The sequence below is a fragment of the Brevundimonas pondensis genome, assembly GCF_017487345.1.
GTDB classification, from domain to species: domain Bacteria; phylum Pseudomonadota; class Alphaproteobacteria; order Caulobacterales; family Caulobacteraceae; genus Brevundimonas; species Brevundimonas pondensis.
In genome coordinates this window covers 190,297-204,054 of the sequence record NZ_CP062006.1, presented here as the reverse complement: position 1 = coordinate 204,054, position 13,758 = coordinate 190,297, and the positions used below count along the sequence as shown (strand labels likewise).

13 protein-coding genes and 1 tRNA gene are annotated in these 13,758 nt (G+C 67.9%); 3 read left to right on the top strand and 11 right to left on the bottom strand.

The annotated features are described in order from the left end of the window. Positions 1 to 11: 11 nt before the first annotated feature. The 4 genes from IFE19_RS01070 to IFE19_RS01055 all read right to left on the bottom strand — a co-directional run bounded on the left by IFE19_RS01070 (position 12) and on the right by IFE19_RS01055 (position 3,197). Positions 12 to 857, bottom strand: a complete 846-nt coding sequence (locus IFE19_RS01070; RefSeq protein ID WP_225910342.1) for a tryptophan 2,3-dioxygenase — start codon at positions 855 to 857, stop codon at positions 12 to 14. A gap of 55 nt (positions 858 to 912) precedes the next feature. Then, positions 913 to 1,443, bottom strand: a complete 531-nt coding sequence (locus tag IFE19_RS01065) for a CHAP domain-containing protein (protein WP_207824945.1) — start codon at positions 1,441 to 1,443, stop codon at positions 913 to 915. 34 nt (positions 1,444 to 1,477) lie between these two features. Further along, positions 1,478 to 2,605 (bottom strand): acyltransferase family protein, encoded by a 1,128-nt coding sequence (locus IFE19_RS01060; RefSeq protein WP_207824943.1) that lies wholly within the window; start codon positions 2,603 to 2,605, stop codon positions 1,478 to 1,480. A 133-nt stretch (positions 2,606 to 2,738) separates the two neighbouring features. Beyond that, positions 2,739 to 3,197, bottom strand: coding sequence for a COG3650 family protein (locus IFE19_RS01055; protein ID WP_207824942.1), 459 nt, complete (start codon positions 3,195 to 3,197; stop codon positions 2,739 to 2,741). Positions 3,198 to 3,294: 97 nt separating this feature from the next. On the opposite strand from IFE19_RS01055, the gene IFE19_RS01050 reads away from it, so the two are divergent. Beyond that, complete coding sequence (locus tag IFE19_RS01050) at positions 3,295 to 4,452, top strand: DNA cytosine methyltransferase (protein ID WP_207824939.1); 1,158 nt, start codon at positions 3,295 to 3,297, stop codon at positions 4,450 to 4,452. Here the strand turns inward: IFE19_RS01050 and IFE19_RS01045 are convergent. The 4 genes from IFE19_RS01045 to IFE19_RS01030 all read right to left on the bottom strand — a co-directional run bounded on the left by IFE19_RS01045 (position 4,449) and on the right by IFE19_RS01030 (position 8,583). Then, positions 4,449 to 4,748, bottom strand: a complete 300-nt coding sequence (locus IFE19_RS01045; RefSeq protein ID WP_207824937.1) for a hypothetical protein — start codon at positions 4,746 to 4,748, stop codon at positions 4,449 to 4,451. The two genes, IFE19_RS01050 and IFE19_RS01045, sit on opposite strands and share 4 nt — an antisense overlap. A 9-nt stretch (positions 4,749 to 4,757) precedes the next feature. Next, on the bottom strand, positions 4,758 to 5,117 hold the full coding sequence (locus tag IFE19_RS01040) for a YdbL family protein (RefSeq protein WP_207824935.1): 360 nt from the start codon (positions 5,115 to 5,117) through the stop codon (positions 4,758 to 4,760). 20 nt (positions 5,118 to 5,137) lie between these two features. Beyond that, positions 5,138 to 5,323 (bottom strand): YnbE family lipoprotein, encoded by a 186-nt coding sequence (locus IFE19_RS01035; RefSeq protein ID WP_207824933.1) that lies wholly within the window; start codon positions 5,321 to 5,323, stop codon positions 5,138 to 5,140. Positions 5,324 to 5,418: 95 nt separating this feature from the next. After that, entirely contained in the window at positions 5,419 to 8,583 is a 3,165-nt protein-coding gene (locus IFE19_RS01030; RefSeq protein ID WP_225910341.1) for an intermembrane phospholipid transport protein YdbH family protein, read from the bottom strand. A gap of 330 nt (positions 8,584 to 8,913) precedes the next feature. Between IFE19_RS01030 and IFE19_RS01025 the strand changes: the two genes are divergently transcribed. Beyond that, positions 8,914 to 10,269, top strand: coding sequence for a M23 family metallopeptidase (locus IFE19_RS01025; RefSeq protein ID WP_207824931.1), 1,356 nt, complete (start codon positions 8,914 to 8,916; stop codon positions 10,267 to 10,269). A 24-nt stretch (positions 10,270 to 10,293) separates the two neighbouring features. Here the strand turns inward: IFE19_RS01025 and IFE19_RS01020 are convergent, their stop codons facing one another. Continuing rightward, positions 10,294 to 11,919, bottom strand: a complete 1,626-nt coding sequence (locus IFE19_RS01020; RefSeq protein ID WP_207824929.1) for a TadG family pilus assembly protein — start codon at positions 11,917 to 11,919, stop codon at positions 10,294 to 10,296. Between the two features lies 1 nt (position 11,920). Further along, positions 11,921 to 12,343, bottom strand: coding sequence for a TadE/TadG family type IV pilus assembly protein (locus tag IFE19_RS01015; protein ID WP_207824927.1), 423 nt, complete (start codon positions 12,341 to 12,343; stop codon positions 11,921 to 11,923). A 195-nt stretch (positions 12,344 to 12,538) separates the two neighbouring features. Here IFE19_RS01015 and IFE19_RS01010 point away from each other — a divergent pair. Then, positions 12,539 to 12,613 (top strand) — tRNA-Gly (locus IFE19_RS01010). A gap of 20 nt (positions 12,614 to 12,633) precedes the next feature. Here the strand turns inward: IFE19_RS01010 and IFE19_RS01005 are convergent. Next, a complete protein-coding gene (locus IFE19_RS01005; protein ID WP_207824925.1) occupies positions 12,634 to 13,710 on the bottom strand; it encodes a tyrosine-type recombinase/integrase in 1,077 nt (358 codons plus the stop codon). Positions 13,711 to 13,758 lie beyond the last annotated feature (48 nt).

The window sequence follows — 13,758 nt, the reverse complement described above, 5'->3', positions numbered from 1 at the left end:
AGGTTGCCAGATCAGAGTTTCGTGCGCAGCGACCAGAGTTCCGGGAAGCACCGACGCTTCAACGTCTCGACCAGATAGCCCACCCCGTCGGTGCCGCCGGTGCCCTGACGACGGCCGATGATACGCTCGACCGTCACCACGTGCTTGTGACGCCAGGTCAGCAGGGCGTCGTCCAGATCGACCAGCTTCTCGGCCAGTTGATACAACGGCCACCAGCGCTCGGTGTCGCGGTAGACCTCCAACCAGGCGGCCTCGACGCCTTCTGACGGCTCATAGGTCTGGCTGACGTCGCGGTTCAGCACCTCGGCGGGGACGGGCAGGCCGGCCAGCGACAGCTGGCGCAGGGCGTCGTCATAGAGGCTGGGGGCGGCCATCGCGGCTTCCAGCGCCGCATGAGCCTCGGGCCGTTCGACGTGGAAGCGCAGGAAGCGCGGGTCCTTCAGGCCCAGCATGGTCTCCAGACGGCGGAACTGGTCGCTCTGGAAGCCGGAGCTGGCGCCCAGATCGCCGCGGAATTTCAGATAGTCCGAGGGCGTCATGGTGGCCAGGATGTCCCAGCTCTGGGTCATGACCGACTGGATGCGGCTGACGCGGGCCAGGCTCTTGTAGGCGGGCACCAGGTCACCGGCGCGGATCAGGCTCTGGGCCAGGGCCATCTCGTGCAGGATCTGCTTGAGCCACAGTTCCTTGGTCTGGTGGATGATGACGAACAGCATCTCGTCATGCTGGTCCGAGCGCGGGTGCTGGGCGCTCAGCAGGTCGTCGAGCGACAGATAGCCAGCATAGGTGATGCCGGTCGGCTCGTGCTTGGCGGTCTCGATCGCGTGGCCGCGAATGTCGTTATTTGCGTCGGTCATCCGCCACCTATCGCCGGATCAGGCCCGAAGAGCCAGCCCGGAAGCGACGGAACAATCAGTTGGCGGCGCGGGGCTCGTTCGCGGCGGCGGCGGCCATCTGGCGACCGTTGTCAAAGGCGTCGCGGGCGCCTTTGTAGACAAAGCCGTAGGTCGGATAGACGGTGGTGCCCAGGGCGTTGATCGGGTTGTACCAGACCTTGACCCGGCTCCAGTCGCCGGCCGGGGACACGTCCACCACGGTGACGTTTTCCTCGACCTTGCCGCGGCTGCCGCCCCAGTTGGCGTGGGTCACGCGGATGACGCGGTCGGTCAGGATGTCGGAAACGACGGCGACATGGCCCTTGTCCATGCGGCCGGTGGGCTGGAAGACCAGCACCGAGCCGGTTTCCGGGGCGCGGCCGGTGCGGAACTTGTCGACGGCCTGGCGCCACCAGGTCCAGGCGTCGCCGAAGATGTTGATGCCCGAGAACATGCGGGCGAAGGTCACGCACTGCCAGTAAGGGTCGTCAGCCTTGGCCGGCGCGGGGCCGATCGCAAAGAACCCGAGGGTCGCCGCAACCGCGGCGGCTGTGAGCCGTTTCATCATCTGGCGTGCTCCCGACTAAAACGCGGACCAAGCCTTAGACGATAGTGTCCGAAGGTTGAAGAACCGTTTCCGACTGTTTCGCCGTGTGATCCACAGGCGGGCGTCGCCGTTCGGCCATTCCGCGCAGGGCCTTCCGGGCCGGGCGTTCGACCAGATGGTAGGTGGCGGCGGCGGCGGCGATCAGACCCAGAATGATCCCCATCCACACGAGAACGTGAAGACGCTTGTCCTCCGCCCCGGTCGCCCGAGCGGCCAGATTGACCGCCAGAATCTGCCAGGGGGCGCAGACCATGTAGACCGAATAGCTGATCTCGCCGAGGTAGACGGCCGGCTTCGACCCCAGCCAGCCGGCCTTGCCGGCCGGGATGGAGGCCAGGGCCAGGATCAGCAGGCCGGCGGCCAGAACCGTGATCGCGTCCCAGGCCATGACTGAGGCCGAGGCGACCATGACGAGAGCGGCCAGCAGGGCCAGCAGCCCCGCCCGAGGAAGGGGCGCCCGTCGATAGACCAGATAGAGGGCGCAGCCGTAGGCGAAACAGGGCACGATCCGCAATGCGCCCCAGCGGAAGGTGGCCTCGGTCAGGGGGAAGCCCGCGAAACGCTCGAACGCCGCGTACAGACCCATCAGGAAGACCGCCGCCCCTGCCGCCGCCACCCAGGGACGCCGGCGCAACGGCCAGGCCGCCAGGGCGAACAGGGGAAAGGCCAGGTAGGCGAACCATTCGGCCGAAATCGACCAGGAGGGGTGGTTCCAGCCGGCCTCCCCGGCGAAGCCCCAGGCGTGAACCATCAGCAGGTGGGCGGGCAGGGTCTTCCAGCTGAGGACACTGTCGTCGATGCTCATGCCCACGGCCACGGCGGCCAGGCCAAGCGCCATAACCCCCAGCAGGGTGAAGACATGCAGCGGATAGACCCGCGCGATCCGCGCCCACAGGAAGCCCCGATAGGAGAACCGCTTTTCCGCGAAGGCGTGGAGATAGACGTGGCTGAGGATGAAGCCCGACAGGACGAAGAAGAGCTCGACGCCCAGATAGCCCTTGGCCGCCAGATTCGGCAGGAAGCCGACGTTCAGGTTGGGCCAGAAGGTGTAGAAGACCACCCACAGCGCGGCCATGAACCGCAGGGCGGTCAATGGGCGAAGATCGACAGGCGTCGGGGTCATGCGGCCACCATGAAAGAGCGCCGCTTTGGGAAGCGTCAAGCGGCCTGAAGCCTCAGCAGCAAGACTGGCGCCAAGAAAACGCCCTTTACACTCATCCCCTCCCCCCCGCCGAAGTGAGCGGGATAGGCGAGACCTACTCGACCCGTCCGCTTTCACCCGCCTTATCGATGGCGGCGACGGCGGCGGCGCAGCCGGTCAGGCTCTCGCCGCCGATCTCGACCCTGGCGGTCAGGGGGTAGGTGCGGTCGCTCATGCCGTCGGAGCAGTCGGTGGCCGCCAGGGTGACGACCAGAGGGGTCTTGGCCTCGGTCTCGGCGGTCCAGACGGCGACGGCGCCCTGTAACGCCGGGCCAGGGTTGGCGGCCTTTTGCTCGGGGCGGTCGACGCCCGAATAGGTCAGGCCCGCAGGCGTGATCTCGACGGCCCAGAAGGGCTCCGTGCCCATCACCCGCAGCGGCTGATCCAGATCGACCCCGGCCAGGGTGCGAACCTCGGCCGGGGCGGCGGGCGCCTTTTCGGCCACCGGCTGCGAGCAGGCGGCGAGAGCGGTCGTCGCCACAAACAGGGGGGCGACAAGGGTTGCGATGCGCATGACGGGCTCCGTTTCAGGTCGATTCTCAGGAACCGCAGGCGCGATCTGCGGTCAAGGGCAGGCGCCAAACGCATCGCGCTGCGCTATGGTGCCCGCCATGACGAATCGCGTCGCCTCCGCCTCTGCTCCCCTCACCGCCTGCGAGTTCTTCGCGGGGGGCGGTCTGGCAGGCCTGGGCCTGTCCAGCGGGCGTGCCGGGTTCGGCACGGTCTTCGCCAACGACATCGACCCAATGAAGGCCCGCGCCTTCCGCGCCAACCACGCCGGGACCCTGCTGGCCGAGGGCGACGTCTGGGATCTGACGCCTGCCGAGATTCCCGGAACGCCGGACCTGTGCTGGGCCTCGTCGCCCTGTCAGGACGTCAGTCTGGCGGGCGCGCGCGGCGGGCTGAAGGCCGTGCGCTCGGGCGCCTTCTGGGGCTTCTGGAAGCTGATGCAGGGGCTCGACCTTGAGGGCCGCGCGCCGCGCATCATCGTCATCGAGAACGTCGCCGGTTTGTTGACCTCCGGCGAGGGAGCCGACTTCGAGGCCGTCTGCGCCGCCATGGTCGAGGCCGGCTATCGCGTCGGCGCGCTGGAGATGGACGCGGCCCTCTGGCTGCCCCAGTCGCGGCCGCGCCTGTTCGTCATCGCCATGCGCGAGGTCGAGGGGCCGACCGTCGCCACGCCGAGCGGTCCTTTCCACACGCCACGCCTGATCGCCGCCCACGCCCGCCTTTCCGAAAGCGTGCGGGCCAACTGGGCCTGGTGGGCCCTGACCCCGCCGCCGCGTCGCAATCTGGACCTGTCCACCGTGCTGGAGGCCAGGGTTCCGGTCTTCACCAGGGCTCAGACCAAGGCCTTGCTGGCCATGCTGTCGCCGCTGCACCGGGCGCGGCTGGACGCGGTCCTGGCCTCGGGCGAGCGCCGCGTCGGCGCCGCCTTCCGCCGGGTGCGGACCCTGGACGGGGTCAAGCATCAGCGGCTTGAGCTGCGCTTCGATGGTCTGGGGGGTTGTCTGCGCACGCCCTCGGGCGGCTCGTCGCGGCAGTATGTGCTGATCTGCGACAAGGGCCGGGCGAGCATGCGCCGCCTGACGGGACGCGAGGCGGCGCGGCTGATGGGGGTGTCGGACGACTATCGGCTGCCGACCAGCGAAAGCGCGGCCCTGAAGCTGATGGGGGATGCGGTCGCCGTGCCGGTGGTCGAGGCCCTGACGCGGCAGTTGTTCGAACCGGCGCTGGGCGTCACGGATGACGGCGCGGTAGCCGCCTAATAGAGGGTGTCGTTGTCTTCGGCTTCGTCCCGGCCGGGGTCCAGTCGATTATCGACTTGATCGTCCCAACCCTCGCGATCCGACCTGAAGGCCAGACTCATCAGCAGTCCGGCCAGACCGACCGTGCCCAGCACGCCCAGTCCCATGGCGATCCAGCCGTGAACGGACATGGGACCGCCGCCGATCAGTCGCCAGTATCCGGCCAGACCGAGGGTGACGACGGCGGCGATGACGACCGCCAGGCCGAGGGCCAGCAGGAAGCGCCCTGCTCGACCTTCGACCCGGGGTCTTTTCATCGCGTCAGATCAACGCTGGACCCACTGGCCCGCGGCGTTCTTGTACCACTGGCCCGAGCTGATGCGCGGCAGCAGCTGGGTTTCGAACATCCGGGCGCCGGCCACATCGGCCGAGGTGCCGGCGTCGGCGGCGCTGCGGGCATAGGCCTGGCGGCGGCCGGCGTTGGTGGCGCTGACGGCGGCCTGGGTGTCGGCGTTCACCGAGGTGCGCACGCCGAGGAAGCCGTCGGCCTGCTCGCCGACCGATCCTGCGGCCTTGGCCTGGTCGACCAGGGCCTTTTGCGAGGCGGTCTGGGCCACGGCGGCGCCGGCGGCCACGCCCAGGGCGGCGACAGCGGCGACGGCGACGAAGAGCTTGCGATGGTTCATGTTCAGCCCCTTTCTTTCGGTCAGAACAGGTTGGGGTTTTCGCGCAGGAGGTTCTGCAGTTCCTGGTCGAGCTTGATGCGGATGTCGGCGTCCAGCTTGGCGTAGATCTGCAGCGGTTCGCTGAATTTGATGTTCACCGTGGGCGCGCACGCGGCGACGCTGACGGCGGCGAGGCCGAGCAGGGCGATCTGACGCTTGCTGATCATGAGGCCGATCTCCGAAGGCGGCGGTTGAAGTCGTGACGATCTAACGCCACGGCGCGTGAACGGGTTCTGAACAAAGCGGCGCGGTATCTCAAGGGTCAATCCGGCGTTTCGCCGCGACGGGCGTATTCCATCAGGTCCGAGACGATCTCATTGGCGTTCCAGGTCGTGTCCAGCGTCAGGTCGATCGGCGTGTCGGACGGCAGATTCAGCTTCTTGTTCAGGAAGTCGCGACGGATCAGCTCCATCCAGCTCAGACGCAGCTGTTCGCGCTCGGGCGGATCGTGCCGGCCGTTGATATGGAACCGGACCCCCAGGCGACCACCATCCAGGCTGTTGACCTCGGCGGACAGGCCGCTGATCGCAAGGTCCTGCATGGCCTGATAGGCCAGATCCTGCATGGTGTTGGGCGGCAGGGGCGCGCCGTCGGCGGCCCCGCCGCCCGCCGCCAGATCGTCGAAGACCTCGGGCTTGATCGACAGACGGCCCGGCCGAACGGCGGTCAGCACGCCGCCGACGATGCGCCAGCCCGTATCGGGCGCGAAGGTGAAAGGCAGGCGACCGGACACCACGGAATCCAGCTCGGCCTTATCCTGCAGGTTGGCGCTCTTCATCAGCTCGTTCAGCTGCACCTGCTCGACCACGATCACCCCGCCCCAGGCCTCGCCTGGCGTCAGGGGAATGTTGAAAGGCTCGATGCTGATACGCCCGCCCGCCGCCTGGATCTGACCACCCGCCAGGTTCAGCGCCTTCTCGTCCAGGGCGAAGCGCAGCTCCAGATCGGTCAACGGGGTGACCGTCTCCAGTCGGTTCACCGTCAGCACCTGATCCGGGGCGGTGATCAGCGGCGTCAGGCTTGTGAACTCGACGCGACCCTTCAGCCCCTGCACCTTGCCAGCCGGGCTGGTGAAGTCGAGCTCGGTGATGGTGGCGACGCCGGAGCTGGAGGTCGTGCTCGGGGTCCAGTCAAAGCGCCCCTCGAAGCCGGCCGAGCCCTCGACAGGCGACTTCAGGTAGTCACCGGCCAAGGGGCTGAGATCGTCGGGCTGCAGCCCCTGGGCGGTAAAGAAGAGATTCGGGGCGCTGATGGTCACGCCGCCCGCCTCGGCCTTTCCATCGTGGCGCAGGTCGATGCGGCCGATGGCTTGCTCCAGACGGGTCAGGTCGAACCCGCCGCTCCAGACGTCATTGGCCAGCCGCGCCTCGCCGACCGCGGTCAGCGGCAGGAAGCGCAGGGGATCAGTCGTGTCGGACGCCAGGGCGCGCGTCACGCTCGCCGTCATCGACAGGCCAGCGGGCTTTCCGTCCACGACCAGTCGCCCCTGGGCGTCGGAGAAGCGCATGGCCAGGAAGGGGGCGGTGGCGCCGACGTCTGTCAGGGCCCCCTGCGCGCGCCAACTTCCGTCCACGACCGTGATCAGGGGGGCGTCGGCCGGGCAGAAACGGCCGGCGATATCGGTCACGTCGTTCTCGCCCAGCTCCAGCTTGGCGACGCTGAGGGGGATGCAGTCGCCCGTCGCATAGGTCAGTCGCCCGCCGTCGGAGGCCAACTCGCCCCTGGTCGACAGGGCGATGTTGCGCGCCGGGCCGAAGTCCAGCGCCGCCTGACCGTCCACCACGGCGCGGAAACCGCCGCGTGTCAGGCTCCACGACGGCACGTCGATCCGGGCCTCGGGCAGGCCGCCGCCGCGTTGTGAAGCGATGCTGAGGGCGCCGCCGCCGGCCTGATCCGGCTCAGCCGCGAACAGGGGCGTCTTCGCCGGCGAGAAGGTCAGAAGACCGCCGTTGGCGGGGCGCGCCGTGGCCGGCCGCGTCAGCGTCAGCTCGGTGCCCGCATTGCCGGTGGCGAACCGGACGCCGGGAGCGTCGATGGCGAAGGCGCCCAGGGCGCGCTTCAACTCGGCCACTTCCGGCAGATCATCCCTTGCCGGGGCGCCGAGGCCGGACCAGGCGGTGCGCGCGGCGGACAGCGCGCCCTGGGCCGTGATCCGGGTCACGCTGTCGCGCACCACGTCCAGCGCCAGACGGCCGCGGGCGTCGCTCAGCGTCAGGTCGCCGGAACTCAGCCGTCCGGCCGTCAGGGCCAGAGGGCCCTGCACTTCGAAGGCGTCTCCACGCCCGCCCGCCGTCAGTCCGGATGAGGCCAGCACCGCCTGACCCAGCCGGGTCTGCCCCATGGCGCCGCTCTCGAGGCGAACGACAGCGGGGGAACCGATGCGCCATTCCAGGCCGCGCTCCCCCTCACTTGCGGCGATGTCCGCGCGACTCAGGGCCAGGTCGACGCCGCGCGCCTCGAACCCCTGACCCGCCATCCTCCTCGCCCGCACACGCGCCTGTCCCTTGCCTGAGACTCGGAAGGCTTCCAGCCAGCCTTCGGTCACGCCGTCGAAGTCCAGCGTCGCGTCGGCCTGCCGCCCCTCGACGCCGCCTGCCGCCAGGGCGTCAGCGGTCAGGTGGGCGGCGATGACCGCGCGCCCGTCGCCGCGACGCGTCTTCAGGTCGGGATAGGGCAGATCGCCGGTCAGGCTCAGCTTCGCCGCCGACCCGCTGGCGTCGGCCAGAGCGAAATCATCAGCGGCGGCCTCGACCTTAAGCGCCACGCGATCGCCCGTGGTGGTCAGATCCACGATCGCGCTCAGACCACGCGCCTCCACGTCGCCGCTCTTCAGCGAAGCGGCGGGCAGGCGGGCGTTCAGCCGCATCAGCTTGCTGTTGTCGATCCGCGCATCCGCCAGAACCTGAACGGGGCCGTATTCGGTGTCGATGCGCGCGCGGCCGCCCTCGACGACGACCAGGGGAGCGCGGCTGTCGGGACGCGGCGGCTTGCCCATGAACTCCTCGACCAACGGGTCGAGCGAACCCAGCGACAGCTTGCCCTTCTTCCAGCTGGCGCGCGCCAGCGGTCGAACCAGGCGGATGCGACTGGGCGTCACGCCCAGGCCGGCCTTCGACCAAGGCATGCCCAGGGCGTAATCCACCTCGACCCGTTCGACCTTGAAGTCGGGATTGCGCGGGTCGCCAATGCTGATCTTGCCGACGAAGCCGTCCACTTCCAGTCGATCCACCTCGACATCGGCGTCGATGCCCTTGCGATCCAGCCATCCGACCAGAAGTTCGCGCGCGGCGGCGCGGCGGTTAAGATAGAGGGCGGCGGCCAGAAGGACCAAAAGAGCCAGACCGATCAGGACAACGGCCAAGGCCGTCCGGACGGCGGAGCGCGCACGGCGGCGGGCGGGCTTTGAGGCAGGGGTCTCGTCGGTCAAGGCGCTCGGCGGTCCGTCGTCGAATGAAGGCGTAACAACGCCACAGATCGCGCTGCAAGGACAGGCGTGACTGTATGAACACTGATGCGTGGCGCGGCAGTCACTGTTCAGTCAAGCAAGGCGAGAAAAGGGCCATTGTCCGCCGAGGATTCAGGAAAAACAGTGGAATACTTGACTTGCACCCGGCCAAGTTAACCAATTGTAACCTACGCGCTTCCCAAGATGGGACGGACGGGCTATATCGCTCGCTTCGCGTTTGGGGGGACCCGGGCGTGATCCATGATTCGAATGGTTTGGCGCCAGTAGGGCGTCGTCGATTGCCGGGGACCGATGGCTCAGTTCGATCCGCGCCGCCAGCCCATGCGGCTTGCGCCGTATTTCCTGACGACGGCCGCCGCCGTGACCATCGCCCTGATGGCCGGTCAGGCCTATGAACCCGTCCGCGCCGAGGAAGTTCCCGCGCTGACAAGCGAGCAGATCGCCTATCTTGAGACCCAGGCCTACGCCGCCGCCGGCGCACCGGCCGGTCTGACGGCCCCCGAAGCCATTCCTGTACAAATCCGTCGTGGCGAGACCTTTGAGCAGGCCGTGCGCCGCACAGGCATCGGCGCCGAGGAAGCCAGCGCCGTCGCCGCCACCATCGCCAGCGCCTTCGACCTCAAGGACATGCGGGCCGGCCTGAAATTCGAGACCGCCGTCTCCAAGCCGCGCGGCGGCCGGGGCGACGCTCGCCTGATCGGCCTGACCATGCGCACCGGCCCAGCCAGCCAGCTGACCGTGTCGCGCAGCTTCGACGGCGCGCTTCGTCTGCGCGCCCTCGACGAAAAGGTGACCCACGAAACCGTCGTCGCCAATGACAAGGTCCAGCGCTCCCTGTCGGCCAGCGCCCGCGAACTGGGCGCCACCTCGGCGGTCGTCCGCCGCGCCAGCCAGCTGTTCGCGCACAAGTTCGACATGCAGCGCGACGTGCGCGCCACCGACGAGTTCACCCTGGTCTTCGACCGCTCCGTGACCGAGGCCGGTCGCACGGTGGAGACCGGCGAACTGCTCTACGCCGAGCTGAAGGGCCACGCCTTCTATCGTTATCAGCGCCCCGGCGCGAAGACGGCCGAGTATTTCGACGCCACCGGCAAGAATACGCGCACCGCCATGATGCGCACGCCGCTGACCAGCTTCCGCCGTGTCAGCTCGAACTTCGGCGTCCGCACCCACCCCATCTCGGGTTATCGCAAGATGCACCAGGGCATGGACTTCGCCGCCACCACCGGCACGCCCATCGTGGCGCCCGCCGACGGCGTGGTCGTCGAGGCGCGTCGCTGGGGCGGTTACGGCAACTGGCTGCGCATTCGCCATGCCAACGGCCTGGAAAGCGGCTACGGCCACCTGTCGCGCTATGGCTCGGGCATCCGCGCCGGTCAGCGCGTGTCCCAGGGTCAGGTCGTCGCCTATGTCGGCTCGACCGGCGCCTCGACCGGCCCGCACCTGCACTACGAAATCTGGCGTAACGGCCAGCGGATCAATCCGTCCGGCATCAAAACGCAGGAAGGCACCGTCCTGGCGGGCGCCGATCTGGCCGCTTTCCGCGCCGAAAAGGCCCGCATCGACCGCATTATCGCCGCCGGCGGCCAACGTCGCCCTGTAGTGCAGCAGGCCGCCGTCTCGGGTCTGCGCTCGATCGAGGGCTGACGGCCGGGGCGCCCCGGCCCCGGCCTATCGCACCAGAACAGGCGTACGCCCCTGTGTCGGGCACTGCACGCCATGTACGCGCACGTCCGCCTCGCCCAGCCTGAGCCCCAGCAGGTCCAGCAGCGGCTGGATAATTCCGTCCAGAACCGGCCCCAGCGGCGTCAGAAGCACGCCGACCGCCTGAACCAACCCGCCCAGATCCAGCCCCAGCAAGCTGACCTCCAGCCTCTGCAGAAGGCTGACGACAAGGCCGTTGACGAAATGGCGCGACCGCGCTGTTCGGGTCTTTTGCATGTCGATGTCGGCTTGACTGAAGGTCACGTCCGTCCAGTCCGGATCGGCGATTTCCAGGTCGGCATGAGCCTTGAGGGTGACAAGGTTCAACACCGAGACCAGGGTGGCGGGCGAACTGGTCAGGGGCGTTTTGAAGTTCTTCAGTTTCGCCTCGTCAATCACGCCCACGCGCGCACGCGCCACGCCCGGGCGAACGGCCAGGGTCACAGTCGTCGCCGCGCCGCAGTCTATCCGCTTCAGACGCGCCTCCGACGCGGCGGCCTCCACCAGGATCGGCAACTTCACCTGGGCCAGACCCGCCAGGGCCTGAGACGTCGTCGCCTTCAGGTAGATACGCGCCTGGGCCGTGCGAATAATGGGCTCGTCCTTGCTGGTGATTGTCAGCCACGGCGACTTGTTCGGCCGCTCCCCGATGGCCAGCATGATATCCAGGTCCGCCAATCCGGCGCGCGCGCCCAGATCCAGCGCCACCTGGCGATCGCCGTTGGCCGTCTCGAGAGAGGCCATGATGAGATCCATTGCCGAGACATTGGCGTTCAGCGCCTCACGCAGTCCGTGGCGAGCGTCGGCTTCAACGCCAATCAGATCCTTCAGCTTCAGCCTGGCGTCGATCGGCGCGCGCGTCAGCTTGCTGAGGGCGCTTTTGGCGTCCGCGCCGGCGACCGCTTCGAGAACCTTCAGCGCACGGCCGACCGTCACTTCCTGCTCCAGAAGAGCGTCATAGTCGCCGGCGGTCAGACCAAGGTCCGCAGCCAGGGCGTCGGAGAACTGCAGCAGGTTGACCTGGGCGCCGGCCAGGGCGCGATAATCCATGACCGTCAGCGAGATGTTCGACCCCAGCAGCCCTGACAGCAAGGCGTTGGCCAGCCCCCCGTCCAGGCTGGCCAGACGGGACCCGATCGAAAACATGGCCTGGGGGCGCCCGCCCGGAATGGCCGCGACGGCGCTGCGGCGCACCGCGACGGCGTCCCGCTGCATGATGAGCCGTCCGAAGAAAAGCGGCGCAGGGGCCGTCACCTCGACCCGAGCGGCGTTGGGCTCGAGCACCCCGGGGCTGAAGCGGTCTGCCGGGGCGATGCGCGCATCGGCGACATAGGCGCCCTTGACCACGCTGACCGCCTGAACCTCGGCCAGATTGGCCGAGGCGGTGGCGCGCGCCGCAGCCTCGGCATGCGACAAGTCATGGGCCGCCGCCATGGCCGACAGATCCGCCGCGCCCTGCACCTGCCGCGCCTTCAGCATCACCGAGCCCAAATCGACGGCCAGCGCTGCAAGGACACAGATCACCGCGCCGAAGACGGCGGTCATGATCGCGATCCCGCCTCGTTCGTCGCCAGTCCAGCGCCGGACGACCATGTCAGTAACCTCCCAGGCGCACCACCGCCGTGCGGCGAATGATCCGCGGGGGCGATGGGACAAGACCTGACAGCGCCATCAGCGGATGATCGGCGGCGTCATAGGCGACTGTCACGCGGATGGCCGAACCGGCTGCGTCCACGCTGACGCTCGCTTGCTCCGGCCGTAGCCCCAGGTCACCGACCTGGGCGGTGACAAAGTCGACCGCGAGTTGTTCACGCTCCGCGCGGTCCAGTCCGGCGATCGCGGCGCGCGCGCCCTCGGACGCCAGAGACTGGACAGAATGGGCCATCCAGAACCAGCTGCCGTAGATCAGCAGCCCAGACATCAGGAGGATCAGCAGCGGCGCGACCATGGCGAACTCGATCGCCGCCACGCCGCGCCGGTCATGCCGAAGGCGAGAAAGAAGACCGAGCCGCTTCATGAACGAGCCTCATCTTGTTTTCGTCCCTATCGTATAACGAGCATCATTAAACCAAGATAAACGCATAGGTTGAAATACGAGGATCGCGCCCTCTTGTGGATCCGCCCGTCTTGAGCGTGGCTGGACGACCGGATAGACAGGGCTTTCGCTGCTTGCGAAGGATCGCCCTCCGGCGTCGCTCGCGGGTCCAGCAATGCGGCCGTAGTTCAGAGGTAGAACGTCAGCTTCCCAAGCTGAATGTCGCGGGTTCGATTCCCGCCGGCCGCTCCAACACTTAGCTGATTTTCAGGTCAGCTTTTTTCTGCACTTTTTTCCGTTTCCGTTCTGCGGCCGTTCTGATCCAGCTTCGCGATGCGTTCGCGGAGCAGCGCGTCTCGGGTCACGTAGCGCCGGATAATGCGGTCGACGCTCTCCTCGTCCCAGGCGGTGGCCTCCGCGATCTCGCGCTTCGAAAGGCCGGCCAGATACATCCGCGTGGCGGCCGTGCCTCGGAAGTCGTGGAAGTGAAGATCGGCGCCGTTCAGCTTCGCGGCGATCAGCGCCTTGTTCCAGCTTGAGCCGAAGCCGGTCTTCCAAGGCAGTCCGTCGCTATTCGTCAGGACGATGGTCGAGACCTTGGGGATTTCCTTCAGCAGCGCGCTCAGCTCGCCGTACATCGGGATCAGCGCGCCCTTGCCGGTCTTGCTGGTCGACGGGAGGTCGATAGCCAGATCGCTGATGTGGCCCCACGAAAGGCGCAAAAGGTCGCCTTGGCGCAGTCCGGTCAGGGCGGCGAGGCGGGCAGCGAACATGACGTGCGCCGGCGCCTTCTCGGCAAGGGCCATCAGATGCTCGGGCGTCCAGATCCGATCAGCACGGTTGCTGGAATAGCGGTTCTTCATGCCGATGCAGGGGTTCGACGTCAGCATGTCGTTGTCGACGGCGTAGGTCAGCAGGGCCGACAACACCTGCTTGGCCATGTCCGCCTGCCTGGGGTGGTCTGACCAGTTCTTGTCGAGCCAGCGCTTGATGTGGGGGCGGATGGTGGTAGCGCGGTCGAATTGGGCGATGCGCAGCGGCCCGAAGTGGTTCTGGATCGCCTTCACGAACGGCTTCCAGTTCTTCTTGGTGCTGTCGGCCATCCCGCCCTTTTCGCGGGGCTTGGTCCAGGCGTCCGACGCGAACCACATGTGCGTCAGGCTGAGCATCTTGGACTTGTCGCCGGTCTTCCTGGTCGCCAGCGCGGCGGCCAGCTCTTCGACGAAGGCGGCGGAGCCCGGCTCGGCGTGCAGCCGCGGCGCTCCTTTACCCTTCCAGGCATAGAGATAGACGGCGCCGCTCTTGGCGACGACCCGGTAAACCGAATCCAGTTTGACCTTGGCGGCCACGGGCTATCCCTTCCGCTTCTCGTCCCACTCGGCCAGTTCACGGTCGAG